Origin of the sequence: Trichocoleus sp. FACHB-40 (genome assembly GCF_014695915.1) — a bacterium.
In the GTDB taxonomy this organism is placed as follows: Bacteria; Cyanobacteriota; Cyanobacteriia; order Cyanobacteriales; family FACHB-T130; genus Funiculus; species Funiculus sociatus.
Window position 1 is genome coordinate 96,925 of the sequence record NZ_JACJPF010000036.1, and the last position, 18,388, is coordinate 115,312.

Genomic DNA, 18,388 nt, shown 5'->3' on the forward strand with positions numbered 1-18,388 from the left:
TCACCCCAACCTACCTGCTAGATCCGGCTCCCCGCGGGGTTCTTTTGTTATCGGCTAGACAAACTTGATATTATTTGCCTTGACGACCTGGATTTCCAGGTGCTGCTCCTGCTCCTTCATCGTTACTTGGTTGGTTCCGATTTGAGTTGCCTGGGTCGCAACCCTCTGGGCCATTACCTACGCCTTGGTTACAATTTTGACGCTGGTTAGTGCGATCGCGATCATCTACCTGACGGTTGTCACCAGGGGTTTGTTCTACCTCGCGGACTTGAGTCGGCTGAGGTGGTTTAGCTTCTTCTCCTACCACGTAGGGTGAGGTGATGTTGGTAGCTTTGCCACTGCTGACTAAGGCTTGGTAGAGGAAAGCAGAGACATCTGCACGAGTTGCTACTTCATTGGGTTTGAGTAACTTGATGTCGGGATAGTTCACTACCAGACCCCGTTCAGTAGCTGCGGCGATCAAACTGCGATCGCTACTAGGAATAGTAGAGGCATCGCTGTAAACTTGCAGCAGGGTTTCGGTAGTGGTGGTGGCAGAAGAGTAATTCATTCCCTTTGCCAAGGCTACTAAGATGTCAAGACGAGAAAGATTTTGCGTGGGGTTGAACTGGTTGCCAGAAGCGCTCAAAAAGCCCATTTCATAAGCTTCTCGGATGGCAGTATATGCCCAATAGTTTGAGGAAACATCTCTGAAAGCGATCGCATTCCTGACTTTAGTCTTCTCAAACGCCTTCCGAATCATCGCCGCAAACTGGGCGCGAGTCACGGGTTGATCTGGACGGAAACGACCATCGGGGAAGCCTTCGATAATCTCCAAGGATGCCAACTCGGCAATAAAACCTTTTGCCCAATGTCCCTGCGGCACATCCGCAAAACTCGTCTGAACAGTTTGAGCCGCCGCCGCCACCTGTTGATATTTGGAAAGCAGTTGGCTGACTTGGTAGATCGTGTTACCAGCACCTACGTCCACCACTTGCACCAGCTTACCAGGTATAGATGTCAAAACCGCCGCTAAGCTTGAGCTGTAAGCGCTCATCGTCTGGCTGGCGAGTGCATATTCACCACTGGTAAAGGAAGTGGGATAAACGTTGGTTGCAGCAGAGGCGGTTACTCCGCTTAGCTGGAAAGAGCTGAGGTTAAGCTTCTCAACGCTACTGAGGAAAGTAACGCGCTCCTGGCTATTAATTTGAGTGTAGTAGTTGTAAACAGTGGTGCCGCTGTCAATATTGCCATCGGCGTTAGCATCAATCCCGTATACTGTCCGCACTACGCGCACTTGGGAAGGGTTCGGCGGCAGAATTAAGTTAACCGCGGCGTTTTCCGAGAGAAGTTCAAACTCGCTGTAACCAATCAGGCTGTTTTGCAAATTGTACAAGCGAACTACGACGCGATCGCCTGGTTTTACCCCTTGGACAAACTTAGCCTTTTGTTTGATTTTATACTTGAAGTCACCCAGATATTTTTCTTGAGTATAGCTATTGCTTTGTTTCTCCTTCAGCGAAACGCGAGCAATCACATCAGATAAAGTGCCTGCTGGTTGCAGAACCGTGAGGCTAAATCCTGCTGACTCGCTGACTGCAACTGTAGACTGCTGTGTGCTTGTAGTGCGCTGCTCAGTAGTCGTTCGTTCCTCAGTCGTGGTTTGAGTTCTCAGCCGAGCAGTCAGAGTCTTGGTAGCCGCTTCATCCCACTTTACCAAAGAACCAGATTCATTAGCCCGATATATCCAAAGGTCTTTTGTTTGGGCGTTGGCTACCAGCACCACCCAGCCGGGAACAGTAGCCTCAGTGCAAGCAACACCGGCGGTAGTGATACCCAAACAACCATTTGACCAAGTTTGCTTTGCCACCTGAAGGACGCGGAGGGCAGAATTTTCCACACCCGTCCGCTGGACAATATCTTTTAAAACGGCATCAGCAACAGGTTTCGGCAACTCAACAGCTTCTTCTTCTGCTGGACTTACAGCAGGCTGCTGCACTAATATTTGTTCTCCAGACTTACCAGCTTGTGTAATTTCAGAAGGTAAGGCACTTGCAGTAGTGGCAATACTAAGACTCGTAGCAGCTAATACCATGCTGCCTAAAAAAGCAAAGGAACTTCGATTCATCACGCTGTTCTCACACCTGTATAAACCGTTAGAGTGACTGTGAATGCGGTTAGAATGTTCCCTGATTTCTCTTTTTTTAAGTCATAAAACACTAGGATAGAAAAAGAGTTTATAAATTTTAATAATTCTTGTGACTACCCAACAGATAACAACAACAAGCACGTTTGAAAAACTCAACTGGGCTTGGCAAGGCTACAAAATTCAGTACACAGTGATGGGAACTGGTCGTCCCTTGGTACTGATTCATGGCTTTGGAGCCTCTATTGGACACTGGCGGAAAAATATACCAGTGTTAGCCGCTGGAGGCTATCGGGTGTTTGCGCTGGATTTGCTGGGATTCGGGGGTTCTGATAAGCCAGCGTTAGATTATACCGTGGAGTTGTGGGAATCACTGATACAGGATTTCTGGACAACGCACATTCAGGAGCCAACTGTATTTGTGGGTAACTCTATCGGCGGACTACTGGCGCTGATGATGGTGGCAAATCATCCAGAGATGTCTGCTGGTGGGATTTTGATTAACTGTGCTGGTGGTCTAAATCATCGTCCAGATGAGCTAAATTTACCTTTGCGGTTGGTGATGGGAACTTTTACTAAGCTGGTTAGTTCCAAAATTGTTGGGCCATTTTTGTTTAACCGCATCCGCCAGAAAGACCGCCTCCGTCGCACTCTCCGCCAGGTTTACAAAGACCCGGAAGCGATTACAGATGAACTGGTGGATATGCTTTACGATCCGTCTTGTGACAGTGGCGCACAGCAGGTTTTTGCTTCAATTCTGACTGCACCCCCTGGGCCTAGTCCATCAGAGTTGTTGCCAAAAGTACAACACCCCTTGTTGGTACTCTGGGGAGAAAATGACCCTTGGACACCGATTAAAGCTGCTGAAATCTACAGAAAACTAGGTGAAACTGGTCAACCAGTTCAGGTCGTGGGCATTCCCAAGGCTGGTCACTGTCCCCATGATGAACGACCAGATATTGTGAATGAGTTGATTTTGGATTGGTTGGCGAAGTATAGCAATCCTATTTAACTTGTGAACGAATATTCGCCCTGTAGGGACACGGCACTGCCGTGTCCCTACAGGGGTTCACGAATCATTTAGGATTGCTATATCAGTCTTAGTCAATTCTTTTGAAAACAGCTAAGAAAGAGCAAGGTAATTCTGAGATTCTGAGCAATTTATTTATGCCCCGAACTATGGCTTCTGGGATATATGCGATCGCGCACATTGGTCATCTAAAGCTCTACGCTGGTGATGCCAGCAAAATTCAGGTGACATGGCCTTTGTTACTGGCACAACTAAATAGTGGGACTTACCCTAATGCAGCGTTGCAAGAGGTGTGGAACCAACAAGGAGATAAGCGCCGCTTCACATTTCACACAAAGCCAAATATTATAGGCGATACGGAAATTGTGGGTATTGAGCAACTTGTTGACGATGCTTAATATAAACGGAGCTGTTGCAGACATAAAATGAAATGGTATAAGAAAGACCCGATGCGAGTTTAAGAAACGAAAGCACCACTGCGTCTCTTACAGTGATACATCAAACTCGTGACGAGTATAGTTAAGAAGGTGCGGTAGGAACTATTGAATGCTATATCGCAAAGATCCAGAGGGGCTTCTCGCGATCGCGCAACCTGCTCATGCGTGGGTTTCCGGTCAGTTGGCGCGTGCTTGGGGAAATGAATATTTTGGCAATTTGGCACCCAAAGAAGATGTCTGTATGGGTGCAGAACAACACGATATCGGCTGGTATTCGTGGGAAAAGATGCCCACGTTTAACCCCAAGACGGGTTTGCCGCACAGCTTCACGGAGTTGCCACGAAAGATACACATAGATATTTGGTCTGGGGCGGCAAGATTAGCGATCGCGCTGGGGAGATATCCAGCGCTTTTGGCTTCGCTGCACGGTACGCGCCTCTACGAGCATTACGATGCTACCCATGATTCGCCAGAAGATGCCCAGCTTGTGCAGAAGTTCCTCGTGGGCGAACAGGCTTTCCAAAAGGAATTAATTGCTACTCTCCGCAACGATCCTGATTACGCACCCTACACTACACCAGAAGCGATCGCCCGGAATCAGCAGTTAGTTGCGATATGGGATGGTCTGTCACTTATCCTGTGCATGAGGCTTTTAAAAGAGCGATTAGTTGAGAAGGTTCCCACCGCTAACGGGGAAACGACGCTGAAACTAACGCCCCTAAATGGCGATCCGACGCGAGTGAGTGTGAGTCCTTGGCCTTTTGCAAAAGAGACGGTGACGCTGGTTTGCGAGGGACGTTATTTGTCAGAAACATTTGCAGATGAGGAGACGATGCGGAACGCGATCGCGATCGCTCCTTGGGCGACAATCAAAACCTACCTCAGCCCAGCATGAAAGGGACTGGGGGCTGGGGAATGGGGAATTGGGATTGGGGACAAGGGACAAGGGACTGGGGGCTGGGGACAAGGGACTAGGTACTAGGTACTAGGGACTGGGTACTAGGAACAAGGAACTGGTTAAGAGTCCTCCCAATTCCCAATTCCCAATCCCCAATTCCCAATTCCCAATTCCCAATCCCCAATCCCCAATTCCCAATTTCCAATTCCCGCTTTTATAGTGCATGCTAATGTCTATCTTAAGAATCGTTATGAAAACTTAAGATAGACAACTATTTTAATAATTTTTAGTATAAATGAAGCAGGAAGGAAGGAAATTTTGTCAAGACAGGGTGGTGAATTTTTCCAGTTATAGAGGCAATACCTGCGATGCAGAAATATCAACAAGAACGTCAACTGGCAGAAGATAAAGCATTTACTGATCCTTCTATAGGGTTTAGCGAATTGAATAGCCAGGATGAGAATCAGCTTTTGCGGGAGCAGGTTGACACTTTAAAACTAGAGCTTAGTTACCAGAGTCAACAACTGCAACTGATACAGCAAGAGTTGAGTAATACAAACCACGATTTATGTACCGCACTTATGGCAGAGCGGTTAACACTCGATGAAGCTAAGGAATTAGCTAAAGAAATTGTGATAACCCAAAAGCCTATCAGGGAATCTTTAGCCCAGCTGCTAAGTGCTATTTATATCTCTCCAGTCGAATCATGGGAGTTGGGGTGCATACCAAAGCCGACTCTTGCTGATAATAGTCGGTTTAGCTCTGAGGCTAGTAAGTTTAACGAGCGGTTTGAGGTGCTTAATACTCGGTTAACTACATTTCAGAATCAGCTTGCTAGGTTTAAGGCTAGGCGTGAGCAGATGAGTATTCAAATTAAGGCCATTACGGACACTATGGAATAATTTGATAGCTGCTACATAAGTGCTAAAAAATTTTCTCGTTCCCAGTGCCATAGTTGGCACTGGGAACGAGAATAAAAAGTCTAATGCTCCAATGTGTTGTCGTAACGCTCGCGCGCTGTTTGCATCTCATCTATGTGGGTTTCAGCCCACTTGCAGATAGTTCCTAATGGTTCTATCAGCGTCTCTCCCAACGGTGTCAAAGAATACTCAACTTTAGGGGGGACAACGGGGTAAACTTTTCGCACAACTAGCCCGTCACGCTCTAAGTTACGTAGCGTTTGGGTCAACATTTTTTGCGACACACCGCTAATCTGTCGCTGAAGTTCGCTGTGGCGCTTGGTGCCAAAAGAAAGGGAATAAACAACAATAACACTCCACTTGTTAGCAATCGTGTCTAATACTTGCTGCGTGGGGCAATTGGCGTTAAAAATGTCGGGTTCGGGAAATTTAGGCACCATTTGGTAAGTACAGCACTTTTTAGTACCTACTTGTTAAAAGATTTGTACTATTGTAATCATACCTATAGGGGAATGAATTAAACCGCTTGCGTGCATTTTACACCAATGTACGGCTAAGTTTAGGGACTGGTATTTAAGTTAATAAATCAAGGGAGTGAACCAATGCAAATTGAAGGTGCAGTTGCGCTGGTGACAGGTGCAAATCGGGGAATTGGCAGGCAGTTTGTTGAGGCATTACGAACAGCAGGGGCCGCAAAAATTTATGCCTGTGCGCGTAAAGCTGAATCAGTTGCAGAGATAGTCTCTACTGACCCGGAACGGATTATTCCCATCCAACTCGACATCACTGATGAGAAATTAGTCAACGATGCTGCTGCCAATTGCGGCGATGTCACTCTGTTAATCAACAATGCTGGTGTAGGGTTTGATGCAGGTTTGATCGCCGCGCCGGATTTGTCCCACGCCAAAACTGAGATGGAAGTTAATTATTTCGGCACCCTGAAGATGTGCCGCGCTTTTGCTCCCATCCTCAAAAACAATGGCGGCGGAGCGATCGCTAATATATTATCCTCGCTAGCTCTAGTAAATCTTCCTGCCCGTGGAAGTTACAGCGCCTCAAAGGCGGCTGCATTGTCGATGACGCAGGGAGTACGGGCTGAATTGGCGGCGCAGGGAACTCTTGTTGTCGCAGTGATGCCAGGAACGGTTGACACCGATTTCAGCAAAGACTATGACAGACCGAAGACACCCCCGGCTGAAGTGGCTCAGGCGGCCTTGCAGGCAGTCATTGATGGGGTGGAGGATGTCTATCCTGGGGAGGAAGCGACATATACGATTGCTCAACTGAGTAGCGATCGCAAGGCTGTCGAAAAGCAGCTTGCCCAATTTCTCCCCAAAGTAGAGTAAGCAATGTCTGCGTAGAACTATTTCAGCTCGAATCAATAGTTGCACAATTTAAAAAGTGGGCAATACCTACCTTTTTGTATGTGAGTAATAAATAATGAATGACGCAATTTTAGTGACTGGTGCTACCGGAACCGTTGGCAGTCAAGTCGTCAAAAAACTGGCAGAAATTGGCGCAAATGTTCGTGCTGCTGTACGTTCAACCAGCAAGGCAGAAAAGTTAACTGGAGTAGAACTTGTAGAGTTTGACCTGAACAAGCCAGAAACAATTCAATCCGCCTTTAGAGGAATTGATAAACTTTTCTTGGCAACGCCGCTAGTTGCCAACATGGTAGAACTGGACGCTACAAGTTTAGAAGCTGCGAAAAAAGCAGGCGTAAAACACATTGTTAGGCTGTCGGTAATGGGTGCAGATGGGGAACCAGCAAACCCTTTGTGTAAATTGCACCGGGAAGTTGAAAAAATGATTGAATCTTCGGGGATTGCGTACACTATCTTGCGTCCTAATTCGTTCTATCAAAACTACATTACTTTTACAGGAGCTACTATCAAAAGCAAAAACGCTTTTTATCTACCCTTGGGAGATGCAAAGCTTAGTCTTGTAGATACGCGCGATATTGCAGCTGTAGCCGCCGCCGCACTAACGCAAGATGGTCATGAGGGCAAAACTTACTTGGTAACAGGTTCGGAAGCACTAGACAATAAACAGATAGCAGACATACTTTCATCTGCGCTTGGTAAAACTATTCAATATGTCGATGTTCCCGAAGATGCTGCACGAGAGGGAATGAAAGAGGCGGGAATACCAGAGCCAGAAATGAATCTTGTTTTCGGATTGTATGCGGATCAAAAAGAGGGAAAATATTCAAATGTATCCCCTGTAGTAGAGCAAGTCACCGGAAAGAAACCTATAACTTTTGACCAATTTGCTAAAGATTATGCTGAAGCTTTTAAATAGCGATATTTCATAAATTCCCGTCACCCCGATCAGTTTGCTTACCCCGCCTCGTTGACGGGTTGGGGCTTTTAGAGTGCTTTTTCAGACCGTAATTAGTCGGCATTGCCTATTTTGCTAAACCATGAGGCATTAGCTCGTTGTAACGAGAAAAAAAATTATTTAGTTGTTCCTTTTGCCTTTTAATTAGCCAACCTTAAAACCCATTTCCAGCAGTCCTTGACGTAGCCTGTTTGCTTCTTCTGGGTTGTGTTGCTGGTGAAGCGCGATCGCTTGGCGAAATGCCTCTACACTCTCGATTACATTACCAATTTTCAGTAGCGCTACTCCCAGATTTTGGTACGCTTCTGCATATTCTGGATTGAGTTTGGTGGCGTGCTGGTAAGATGCGATCGCATCCCGCAATCTTCCCATCGCCTTCAAGCTCATCCCTAAATTGTAGTAACCTAAAGCCAATTTAGAGTCGATTTTTAAAACTGTTTGGTAAGCTTTTTCAGCGTTGGTAAAATCCCCAGCCGCCATCAACAAATTACCCAAGTTGTTATAAGCACCGAGTTTCAACTTTGGCAGAATTTGCTGTTGAATTGCCGCTTGATAATGTTTTGCCGCCTGAGTAGGATTGTCAAGACGAGTGTAAGCATTGCCTAGATGGTAGTGTAACTCGTACAAAACAGAAGCATCAATATCAGTTGATTTTAAACCTTGTTCTAGAAGTTCAATTCCCTTACTCGTTTCCCCAGTTTGGACATACAGCGCCCCCAGTTTGCTGCAATCGTAAGGATCATTGGGATGAGTTGCCAAAAAGCCTTCCATTGCTGCTTGCGCTCTGGCATATTTATTTAAAGATGCGATCGCTTCCGGTTGATAGCCATAGTGCAAAATTGCCACATCTGGCAAAGCGACAATCTGCCAATTTGGTTCTCGTTGCAACAACTCGCTAACGCTATCATCGACCATCGCATGATAAGGACGAGAAAAGCGAAGGTCTGGGTGATTGCGAAATAGACGCGAAACCAGAGAATACGGGGACTGCGACGCGCCGACTTCTTGGCGGATAAGATTGATAACGAGGTAGCGATCACTTTCAATTGTCTGCTTTATCTGCGGTACAATTTCCGGAGTCAGCACCTCATCCGCATCCAAAACCAGAACCCAATCACCCTGCACATACTTCAGCGCCTCATTCCGCGCCGCCGCGAAATCATTACACCATTCAAAATAGTAAACTTTCGCCCCGAAACTTTTGGCAATTTCCACTGTTTTGTCAGTAGAACCAGTGTCTAAGACGACAATTTCATTTACCAAATCTTTAACACTACTGAGGCATCTAGGTAATGATGCCTCTTCATTTTTTACAATTATGCAGAAACTCAGCTTCATTTTGTACCGTTAACTAACTTAAGCGTTTTTGCCGTAGTGCCAATTTCTATTTGGTGCCAAAATTGACCTTTACCATAACAGCAGAATTATCTCAACTGCTCCAGTAACAATGCACGATAACCTGCTTGAAGAAAATGCTTATCAGCCGTCACGGCATCTGTTAAACCCTGCTCGTGCATCACAACAAATGAAATGCAGTCAGTAAGACCCCATGTTTTATCGGGACGAGCTTCGTAAAGCTCTAAGGCACGGGTTAAAAGTTGCGTGTCCACAGTGACAACGCGGATATTTACTGTGTGGTAGCACTGTTGAATAAACCGAACAGCTGCGTCGCGGTTAACTGCACTTAGAGCATTACCAACTTCTGTCAGCACTGCCTCAGTTACCCATACCTCAGTAGCAGCTCGTACACGCGGCAGCAAGGCTATAGCTTGAGCATGGTACTGATCGCGGCGGTTGAGCAAAGCTTGGATAAAAACTGTATCTAGCAATAGTCGCTCACCACTCATAGAGTAGTTTCTGGCTGACGTTTCGGAGTATTGTACAAATAATGGTCATGCTCACTAGCCCAGTCTGAGGGTGCTTCAACTGTTCCAGAGAAAGCCTCTAGCACATCCCAGGCATCGCCAGGGGTAACGGTTACAGCCTCCGTCTCAATGGTGATAACGTAGCGTTTGTTAGGTTCCAAGTCTAGCTGTGCATCTGGGCGTAGAATATGACCGTCAAATACAGCCGTCAATTTTTGGCTCATCGCCACACTCTCCATAAATGGGCAAACAAAATTTATCTTAAGACGACTCTGTCGCGATCGCTATGTTGAACTAAGACAGGAATCGTGACGATGACTTTAGTTATGAATGCAAGAAGTCTAATGAATGTAGGAGCCTTGCGGCAGAAAATTTATCGCAGTCACCAAGAGATACAAGCCGCAATGCTGTACTTTGCACCGCTTTTGCTAACGCCCCTACTTACTCACACCTCGGATGCAGCCCACCTTGATCGCAGATAAAGCGAATTTGTTTAGTTTCTAAATTTTTAACTTTGGAAAAATCAACGCCCTTGACACGAGCCGATGACGCTGCTGGCGGTAATTCTTGAATAAATTGATCTGACTGGCGCGGTTTTACATCGGCAAAAGTTGCCCCTTGAAAATCTGCCCCTTCTAAATTAGCGCCGCGCAAATCTGCGGCGCTGAGGTTGGCGTTGCGAAACTTGGCATTTTGCAGTTGAGCCTCGCTTAAATTTGCTCTCGTCAATTTAGTTGAGCTGAGGTCGGCATTTTGGAGATTTGCATTACGCAATTGAGCCTCTGTCATATCTGCTCCTTGCCAGTTTGATTGAGTAAGTAGGGCAAAATCGAACTTAGTACCGACGGCTCTCACCTTTCCCAGACGCGCACCAGAGAGATTTGACTGGGTAAGGTTAGCATCACCTAAATCTGCTCCTGTCAGGCTGGCATTTTCTAAGACGGCTTGACGCAAATCTGCTTCTATCAGCTTGGCGCTGCTGAGGTTTGCTCCCACCAGGTGAGCATTAGATAAATTTGCGCGGTTTAGGGTGGCGCGGATCAGGTTGGTGCGATTCAGGGGGACTTGGCTCAAAAAAGCGTCCGTTAAGTTAGCTTCTTTTAAGTCAGCACCGCTTAAGTCGGCAATCCAATCATCAAATGTGCCAAGTCGCCCGTCTTCACCAGCACCGAAGAAGCGGCTACCGCGTAAACTGGCACCTGTGAGGTTTGCCCCTTTGAACTGTATCCTCGATAAATCAGTTTTGTCCAGAACTAGGGTGAATGGGGCAGGTTCTGTGGTTACTTTATCGAGGTTGGTGCGGCTGAGGTCAGTATTCTGGATTTGAGTAGTATAGATGCTGATAATTTTCGCGATCGCTCTTTTGGTTGCTCCCAGTCGTCTTGCAATTAACTGTCGTTCTTCTAATGCACTACCTCGCAGCAGCGCTTCGTCTTTTTGCAACGACAGATTCAAGCGTTGCAAGTATGGTAAAGCTTTCGGCCCCACGCTCACCAAAGCTTGCTGACTCGTGTCAATCAACCTCGGAGCAACTTCCTGACCGAGTAAATCTACTAAGAAAGGAACAGCACGGGAATCCTCAAGCCTTGCCAGCGCTAAGATTGCACTGCGTCGTTCCTCTATTTGGTAGGGGTAACTTTGGCTCAACTGATTCACCAGCGCCAAAAACACCTTGTTATTCTGTTGTTTAGCGTCGCGCCAGTTTGCCTGATTTTGAATATATATCTGAGTGCCAACAAAGGTTCCCAGGATAGCAATCATGGTGGAGACGGCGGCAATCAGCAGCATCGTGCCGGGGTGTTGGCGCATCCAGTACCACAGATTTAGCTTGCGCCCTCTGGAACCTGAAGATAAAACGATGGTGGTGACTTTTTCGTGACGTTGGTCGTCTGCCTCACTCCAACTACTTTGCACCTCCAGCGTGACTGGCTTTTTGGTTCGCAGAGGTATTCCCCGGTCAGCTTCTGGGTAGGGTGTAAAAGTTGCGCTATCGATAACAAAGGTTCCGGCGATTCTGTCGTGCAGGGTGCGGCGTTCTGGATCAAAAAGCGCGATCGCATTCTCCCCCAACCACATCAACGCCCCCAAACCCAGCAAAATCCCTAAATCGGGAAAAGCGCCGCTGTAGCGCCAGATTAAATAAGCCGTCGTAAAGGGTAATCCCCACCTACCTAAGCCTTCCCGCCACACAGCGCGGATTAATCCCGGCGAGTTGCCAGACTCCGTTACCACTTGTACGCCTAAAGACCGCTTGGGGGAAGTTTGACCCTTTTTCCCCAATAAGTACAGTTGCCGCCCTACCACGAGGACAGGAGCCGCCAATGCCGCGCACCACAACAAATTTGTGAGTGGGGGAACTTGCTGGTTTGTTTCTCGGCGGGGAACCGCTAAAGTTTGGGCGATCGCATCCTTGGTATTCGCCAGCACTGGGTTTAGGGGAACAGTTTCCGTAGCGGTGCAAGGCCATGTCCCGGTACACGACTTGGCTACAAGCCCGATGCTGTAAGGAACTAAGGCACTAGCAACAACTAGAGAAATTTCCACGATGCTAGCAGCGCCACGTCGTAGACCTAGTGGCAATTGGTGCAGCTGTATTCGCCACGCTGGGCTTTTCCGATTCGAGGCTTTTTTTACTTGGGTAGCCATGCAAGCATTCCACAACGGCGCTGACTAAAGACTAGAGACGGTGAAGCGTAGCGTCTCTAGTCTAAGAGGATGTCCCAGAAGTGTCAAAAGTTAGTTCGATCCCCCCCAGCCCCTGTGAAGAGAGCGCCGATGCGCTAGAGAAAAGGGGGGAGAATCAAGTCTTAGTTCCCCCTTTTTAAGGGGGATGCAAGGGGGATCTCCACCCTCTAAGCGTCTCGATTATGACTTTTGAGACATCCTCTAAGGGTTTATTCTGCGGACTTGGGGGCAATGAAAAATTTGTACACCAAGTACACTATCCCTGCCAATATTCCCAGACTGATCAAGGATGCAGTCAGGTACAAAACGCTTCTGAGGATGGCAAAACCAACTACAGCCGCTACTGCGATCGCCAATATTTTACCAACACCAGGCAGCCCGTTAAACCAGTTAGTGACTCTGTTCAACAGAGATTTGACTGTAGGATATTCCTTAGTCGTGATCTGGATAGGTTGTCCCGCCTCGGTTTCCACCGTTGGCGAGGATGGTACTTGCTCGATTTCGGCTTCTAGTTGTTGAATTTTACGCTCTAAGTCTTGATTTTCTTGAGGATTCATCTTTGGTTTTTATACTCGCTTACAAAACAGACACATTGGCACTTAGCTATGCCTTTATGTTTGCGATCTTAACCAAGGTTTGTTTCCAAAACACTAGGACTAGAAAAAATAACAGTTTCTTTGAATTGGGAATTGGGAATTGGGGATTGGGGATTGGGGATTGGGGATTGGGGAAGAGGCAAAAGTCTTACCTAGTCCCTAGTTCCTAGTTCCTAGTCCCCAGCCCCCAGTCCCCAGTCGCCAGTTCCCAGCACCCAGTCCCCAGCCCCAGACAGTGACACTTGAGAAATAGGAACATATCCATAACACATTTAGCTTCTAATGTAGGAAGCTGATAGTATAAATGCCCTTAAAAAGGCAAGGGGATGACATGATGAAGACACTTTCTCAGTTGATGGTTGTTCCCACGACCTTGGCTTTGATTTTGGCGGGTGCTGGTGTGGCTCATAGTGATGCCCCAGTGATAGAAATTACGCCGAAATTGCAGCGCGATCCGCTTCAGATGAGCGGTACATCTGGCGGGCAAAAAAACAGCAATTGCGGTTATATTTCCCAGACACCGAATCAAGTGGTTAGGGTAACGGCAGACAAAATCGACTATTTGCGCCTGGGCGTACAAAGCACCACTGGTGAGCCTACGTTGCTGATTGATGGCCCAGGAGGACGCTTCTGCGTGTTGGCAGATAAAGCTTCTGGAGACAATCCAGAAATTTCCGGAGTTTGGCTGCGCGGTAATTACTCGGTCTATGTAGGCGATCGCACTGGCGGCAAGCATCCTTATACCTTATATATCACGCAACAAAACAAGTAAATAGCTTATGCCAAAAGTTAATGGCTAATGGCTAATTGTTCAAGAGCCATTAGCCATTAACTTTTGGCTTTTTCAGTCTTCTAGCTGTTTAGCTAATACCTCAACCGCTTCGACATCAATAGTTCCGGGAGGTGTCAAGCGGTTAAAATGTCCCTGTTCTATCTTGAGTGGTTCGTTGCAGTTGGGGCATCGACACTCAGTTCGATTCAAAGCGCGGAATTCATAGTTACAGACGGGACACTCGTCACCAACTAAGTTGCGCTGCAACCACCAGCGAAAACCGAGGAAGGCGATCGCAGGCGTGATGAGGATTAACCCAATCAGAATCATAAACGACTTAACTAACCAGCCCAGCCCAATCGACCCCAGCAACCAAATAATCAGCAGAAGGGTAAGCCAAGAGCCGACGCCAGAAAGCTTGAACTGAAAGGTATTGGTGCTGTTCTGGTTCACGGCAGTCTCCAATGAAAGCTTGCGTTGTATGGAATAGTTCCATCGTAGTTCAGATTCAATTGTCTCTGTTAACACAAGCCAGTGCAATAAGTGATCGCCGCCTGATGTCAGTTCGGTAGGATGCGATCGCGTTGTTTAATTACGCCTATAGCAGTTTTAAACCAGTTGTGAAAAATTTTTTCGTTTTTAGCGCTCTCGTCAGGAGAGCCAGTCGCTCTCCTGATAGTCCCACACTTTACAAAGGAAAGAGGATTGCTATATCTAATTATTCTCCTTTCCTCATATAAATTTCTCTACTAGGGAATGGAATTGTTATTTCTTCTTGCTGATAGCGGCGATGTAATCTTTTAATAAATTTATGTTTAGCAACTCGCTGATCCAAAAATTCATTTACCCTGAGAAATACCGTAAAGTTTATACTATGATCTCCAAAGTTTTGATAAAGTAAAAACGGCTCAAATCCAGTAATATCTGGCGCATTTTCTTGCATAACCTCCTTAGCCACCTCGATAGTTACTTTTTCAACGTGTTCCAAGTCGCTATCGTAACTGACACCTACCGGAACGTTCAAAGTAATTTCTTTCGCTGGCAAATGATAGTTAGTAAAAATAGCCGAAGCCAGCTTGCTGTTTGGTACAATAACTACATTGTTAGGCAGTTCTTTAATAACTGTATTTCGCCAAGTGATATCTACTATATAACCCTCTTGCCCAGTTTCAATTTTTACATAATCGCCAGTCCTCACTTGTCCAGAAATAATCAGATATAAACCTGAAAACAAATTTGACAGAGTATCCTGAAACGCCAAAGCTACAGCTAAACCACCGATTCCTAAAGTAGCCAGAATTGGTGTAATAGAAATATTTAGAGTTTGCAGTATCGTCAGTATCCCGAAAACAAAAACGATAATCCTCGCTAAATTAGAAAGTAATGATGCTGAAATTCCTTGGATTCTTTGAGCTAATAAATTAACAAAGCCAGCCGCAAGTCTAGCTAAGACTATCGTCACTGAATAAAGAAATAGGACAGTCAGAAACTTTTGCAGGATATCAGAAATTTTGTCGGAAATAATGCCATTTAGCTGAAGGCTAATAACAGCACCATAAAATCCGGCAATGATAAACCAGATTTTAGTTATGCCCCGCAGGGAATAAAAAAATAGATCGTTTCCTGGCAATCGAGTTTTAGCGGCAAATCTTTTCAGATTGTCGAGGAAAAATTTCTCAAAAATCCCCCCAGAGATTAATCCGACTAAAATTAATCCTAGGGGGACAATCCATTGCATCATTTTGAGTAAATCCTAATTAATTAACAAACGCGATCGCATCTCTACAAGGTTAAGATATTTGCCTTAAGTTGGTTAAGATTTTCTGGACTTAGAGTGACTTTCACTTCTACCTGCTGTTGAGTATCGCGTAAGGTAAGGATTTGGTTTTCGCCAGCAGCAGTAACTTGCATCTGGGGATTTTTCAATTCCATCTTTTGATAGATGATTTCTGGTATTCCAACCCTAATCACAAGTTCTTTTTGGGATTGCGGATAGATATAGATTTGCTGACGCTGGTTATCTAATTCGAGTTTTCGAGGCGTGGTACTGCGTTCTCTATCTTCATCGGCTTTGTGCCAATAGAGAGTAATACCGCGAATTTCAGGTGTTTTTAGCTGAAATACTTCATCAAAGCGTTGGGTTTCCCAATCCAGTTCGATGACATCACCGCTTTGGGGAATAATTCGCTGTCTCCAAGCAATTTTTTTATCCGCGAGGCTTGCCCACCATTCACGGATGGTAGCAAAGTTATTAGCATTATCGGGGTTGTTGCTGCCTTGTTGCCAGACGATTTTTGGTTGCATAACCGCTTACTGATTTCTCTTCTCTTTATTACAGTTTAAACCGAAGGTTCCCGCCCCGAACTCACTTGCAAAGAATTTGTAACTCACGTTTTGTAAATAAAGGAAGATTAATTAAAACAGGATAATATTATGCAGCTAGACATTCGTAAATGGACAGTTGAAGAATATCATCGCATGGCAAAAGAAAAACTATATTCTGTTGCTGAAATTGCTGATTATTGGGTTTTAGATGTAAAGAATCGCTAGTTGCGCGGGTTTCAACCAAGTGCTAATGGTTATGAAAACGAGATGTTACTAGGGAAGATGCCAGTATTTCGCCGCTGATGTTTTCTGCTTGTAATGTGGCAATCTCGGCGTACTACAAATATTTTAGTTCTAGCGATCGCATCCTCTGGCTAAGTTTGGGTAAGCGCGATCGCTTATTCCTTGATTCGCCCAGCCTAAAATTGGGTAAATGCCGTGGTGGTAATGCTAAGCAGGATTTAGCGATCGCTTATAAGATAATTTCGGCGTTTGTTTGGCGGTTCCCATCGTTGGGTTGCAAGTACCTGACCAGAAGCGATTAAAACGAACCGCAGAGGAAAGAGAGAATATCCCAATGGAAGCACAATATGCAGAGGTGTACTGGGGGCGAGGAAATAAACGATAGGATGCTGGGGTTCTAGGTGCGATCGCTTAAACAAACTTTATTGCGCCAAACCACCTCCAACCTCGCTAAGAAATCTTAGCGCACCCATCCCCCCAGATCAACTGAAAAATATTGCTCAATACACTTTCAATTCTGATAATATGCCACAAGCGGCTAAAGAAGAATTAGAAAAGGCGACAGGTCAAAAAAAATGGCTTCAGCGTCTATTACCTTTTCTAGGAGGATCTTTGTAGAGACGTTGTATACAACGTCTCTACACAAACAAAACCTACTCACGCAGGTTTCATCAGACGCTATATATTAATTCTAAGTCCGCGCAGTCCGACGAAAGTTTGTATAGCCGCGATTTCAATCGCCAGGTATTTTGGCATATGTATACTCTCCCGATGAACTTGTTATTTCTTCCCAAAGTGGATCTATTTGTTTACCACCTCAGAAACGGGTTGGGAGACAATCCCATGCAAATAGAAGAAAATCAGCAAGCCTTCTGGAATAACTTCCCTCTACAGTTACAACCCATACTCGCCTCTGCTGAGGAGGCAATTTTTACCGATCCTGATTACCTGGAATTACTAACTCTTGCGGGGGAAACTGAAGCTTTTTATACTTTTAGCGATCGCGTCGATGGATATCCCGTCAAAGGCTTTTATTATCCGGTACGCTTCAGCGATAATTACGGGCTTTTGTTTAATTCTCAAATCGACGATCGAGATTATCTACAATCGTTTAAATGCTTCCCAACTCTTAGAAAGCTGGCGGCTGATAAACAAGGTAATATCGGCAAAACCTGGATAATTTCTGGGGTTCTACCTCGTAATTCTGACACGCCTGTAGAAATCCTTGCCCAGGAAGCTTACGAAGCAGCGATGTTTGGGAAATGGCAAAAGCCAAAAAAGGGAAATTTTCTAGGTGCAACAGTTTTTGAAATCTGGCAACCGCCCCATAGTGGGGACATAGAAGAAAATCACCACGCTATTATTATATTCTATCCAGATGTAGCGGCTGAAAGTGAAGCTGCCAAATATTACGAAGACTGGATGAAGCTATTCTCCTATCGTAATAAAATAATTTGGGCTTATTGTGAGTCGCAAAAACTAAGACAGGGGCTGCAAAATAGCTTTGTCCATATTTTTCAAGCTGGGGAAATACTCAAACAGATACCCTTGAAAAAGTTGCAAGTTATTTTAGGAGAAAATATAAAAATTTTGTCTCAGTATGCTTCAGACTTAAACCATCTAGAAATTCAGTTGCATACAATTGAGACAAACCAGAAGAACTACCAAGAGCATTTAGACCATATAATTCAGAAAGCCAGTAAATATGGTGAAACAGATTTGCTTTTTCTAGAAGATTTTAACAAAACAGTAAAGCAAAAATACCAACTTCAAATCCAACAAGATATTGACAGCTTCAGCCCAGCCTTGAGAGTGTTAGAAGACGTAATTAACACAATTAGAGGCATAGTAGAGATAGAACAGGCAAAACGCGATCGCAACCTAGAAAACATCGTCGCCGCTACTGGTGTCGGCGTAGGAGTAGCCTCAGTCGCCGCCTCAGCTGCCTCAGCCCTAATCAAAGATATAACCCAACCTTACCCCAACCAAATAAACAACCAACAAAACATAGCTTTACCCTTAGCTAATCTAATAATTGTTATGTTGTTCAGCATTGGATTAGGCTGCCTAATTAGCGGTTATACCTGGAAACTCTTGCGTTATCGCCGCTGATCCGATTTTGGATTGGGAATTGGATAAGAATCTTGCCCAG

General features: G+C 45.5%; 19 protein-coding genes. 9 read left to right on the forward strand and 10 right to left on the reverse strand.

What is annotated here, in order from left to right; translation table 11 throughout:
- Nucleotides 1-70: 70 nt before the first annotated feature.
- Nucleotides 71-2,107 (reverse strand): S-layer homology domain-containing protein, encoded by a 2,037-nt coding sequence (locus H6F63_RS29875; RefSeq protein ID WP_190635383.1) that lies wholly within the window; start codon nucleotides 2,105-2,107, stop codon nucleotides 71-73.
- Between the two features lie 130 nt (nucleotides 2,108-2,237).
- Between H6F63_RS29875 and H6F63_RS05000 the strand changes: the two genes are divergently transcribed.
- From H6F63_RS05000 to H6F63_RS05015, 4 genes are all read left to right on the forward strand, one after another.
- Nucleotides 2,238-3,137, forward strand: coding sequence for an alpha/beta fold hydrolase (locus tag H6F63_RS05000; RefSeq protein ID WP_190635385.1), 900 nt, complete (start codon nucleotides 2,238-2,240; stop codon nucleotides 3,135-3,137).
- A gap of 155 nt (nucleotides 3,138-3,292) precedes the next feature.
- Nucleotides 3,293-3,553 (forward strand): hypothetical protein, encoded by a 261-nt coding sequence (locus tag H6F63_RS05005; protein WP_199297688.1) that lies wholly within the window; start codon nucleotides 3,293-3,295, stop codon nucleotides 3,551-3,553.
- A 148-nt stretch (nucleotides 3,554-3,701) separates the two neighbouring features.
- Nucleotides 3,702-4,487, forward strand: a complete 786-nt coding sequence (locus tag H6F63_RS05010) for a DUF3891 family protein (RefSeq protein ID WP_190635387.1) — start codon at nucleotides 3,702-3,704, stop codon at nucleotides 4,485-4,487.
- A gap of 371 nt (nucleotides 4,488-4,858) precedes the next feature.
- A complete protein-coding gene (locus H6F63_RS05015; RefSeq protein ID WP_190635389.1) occupies nucleotides 4,859-5,392 on the forward strand; it encodes a hypothetical protein in 534 nt (177 codons plus the stop codon).
- 80 nt (nucleotides 5,393-5,472) lie between these two features.
- Here H6F63_RS05015 and H6F63_RS05020 read toward each other — a convergent pair whose 3' ends face one another.
- The gene (locus H6F63_RS05020; protein ID WP_190635391.1) at nucleotides 5,473-5,850 is read right to left on the reverse strand and encodes a helix-turn-helix domain-containing protein; all 378 of its coding nucleotides are present in this window, start codon (nucleotides 5,848-5,850) and stop codon (nucleotides 5,473-5,475) included.
- Between the two features lie 162 nt (nucleotides 5,851-6,012).
- Between H6F63_RS05020 and H6F63_RS05025 the strand changes: the two genes are divergently transcribed.
- Nucleotides 6,013-6,756, forward strand: a complete 744-nt coding sequence (locus tag H6F63_RS05025) for an SDR family oxidoreductase (protein WP_190635393.1) — start codon at nucleotides 6,013-6,015, stop codon at nucleotides 6,754-6,756.
- A 94-nt stretch (nucleotides 6,757-6,850) separates the two neighbouring features.
- Nucleotides 6,851-7,711: an SDR family oxidoreductase gene (locus tag H6F63_RS05030; RefSeq protein ID WP_190635395.1), complete on the forward strand. Its 861-nt coding sequence runs from the start codon at nucleotides 6,851-6,853 to the stop codon at nucleotides 7,709-7,711.
- Nucleotides 7,712-7,894: 183 nt separating this feature from the next.
- On the opposite strand, the gene H6F63_RS05035 is transcribed toward H6F63_RS05030, so the two are convergent.
- From H6F63_RS05035 to H6F63_RS05055, 5 genes are all read right to left on the reverse strand, one after another.
- Nucleotides 7,895-9,088: a glycosyltransferase gene (locus H6F63_RS05035; RefSeq protein WP_190635398.1), complete on the reverse strand. Its 1,194-nt coding sequence runs from the start codon at nucleotides 9,086-9,088 to the stop codon at nucleotides 7,895-7,897.
- Between the two features lie 86 nt (nucleotides 9,089-9,174).
- Entirely contained in the window at nucleotides 9,175-9,597 is a 423-nt protein-coding gene (locus H6F63_RS05040) for a PIN domain-containing protein (RefSeq protein ID WP_190635399.1), read from the reverse strand.
- Entirely contained in the window at nucleotides 9,594-9,839 is a 246-nt protein-coding gene (locus tag H6F63_RS05045; RefSeq protein ID WP_190635401.1) for a hypothetical protein, read from the reverse strand. The genes H6F63_RS05040 and H6F63_RS05045 overlap by 4 nt, the downstream gene beginning before the upstream one ends.
- A 217-nt stretch (nucleotides 9,840-10,056) precedes the next feature.
- Nucleotides 10,057-12,261, reverse strand: a complete 2,205-nt coding sequence (locus tag H6F63_RS05050) for a pentapeptide repeat-containing protein (RefSeq protein ID WP_190635403.1) — start codon at nucleotides 12,259-12,261, stop codon at nucleotides 10,057-10,059.
- Between the two features lie 248 nt (nucleotides 12,262-12,509).
- Complete coding sequence (locus tag H6F63_RS05055; RefSeq protein WP_190420563.1) at nucleotides 12,510-12,857, reverse strand: hypothetical protein; 348 nt, start codon at nucleotides 12,855-12,857, stop codon at nucleotides 12,510-12,512.
- Nucleotides 12,858-13,200: 343 nt separating this feature from the next.
- Between H6F63_RS05055 and H6F63_RS05060 the strand changes: the two genes are divergently transcribed.
- Nucleotides 13,201-13,668: a hypothetical protein gene (locus tag H6F63_RS05060; RefSeq protein ID WP_199297690.1), complete on the forward strand. Its 468-nt coding sequence runs from the start codon at nucleotides 13,201-13,203 to the stop codon at nucleotides 13,666-13,668.
- 72 nt (nucleotides 13,669-13,740) lie between these two features.
- Here H6F63_RS05060 and H6F63_RS05065 read toward each other — a convergent pair whose 3' ends face one another.
- From H6F63_RS05065 to H6F63_RS05075, 3 genes are all read right to left on the reverse strand, one after another.
- Entirely contained in the window at nucleotides 13,741-14,121 is a 381-nt protein-coding gene (locus tag H6F63_RS05065) for a DUF2614 family zinc ribbon-containing protein (protein WP_190420559.1), read from the reverse strand.
- Nucleotides 14,122-14,386: 265 nt separating this feature from the next.
- Complete coding sequence (locus tag H6F63_RS05070; RefSeq protein WP_199297692.1) at nucleotides 14,387-15,298, reverse strand: mechanosensitive ion channel family protein; 912 nt, start codon at nucleotides 15,296-15,298, stop codon at nucleotides 14,387-14,389.
- A 152-nt stretch (nucleotides 15,299-15,450) separates the two neighbouring features.
- On the reverse strand, nucleotides 15,451-15,972 hold the full coding sequence (locus H6F63_RS05075; RefSeq protein ID WP_190420555.1) for a hypothetical protein: 522 nt from the start codon (nucleotides 15,970-15,972) through the stop codon (nucleotides 15,451-15,453).
- A 323-nt stretch (nucleotides 15,973-16,295) separates the two neighbouring features.
- On the opposite strand from H6F63_RS05075, the gene H6F63_RS05080 reads away from it, so the two are divergent.
- Nucleotides 16,296-16,538 (forward strand): hypothetical protein, encoded by a 243-nt coding sequence (locus H6F63_RS05080; protein ID WP_190635406.1) that lies wholly within the window; start codon nucleotides 16,296-16,298, stop codon nucleotides 16,536-16,538.
- 541 nt (nucleotides 16,539-17,079) lie between these two features.
- On the forward strand, nucleotides 17,080-18,348 hold the full coding sequence (locus tag H6F63_RS05085; RefSeq protein ID WP_190635407.1) for a hypothetical protein: 1,269 nt from the start codon (nucleotides 17,080-17,082) through the stop codon (nucleotides 18,346-18,348).
- The last annotated feature ends 40 nt before the right edge of the window (nucleotides 18,349-18,388 follow it).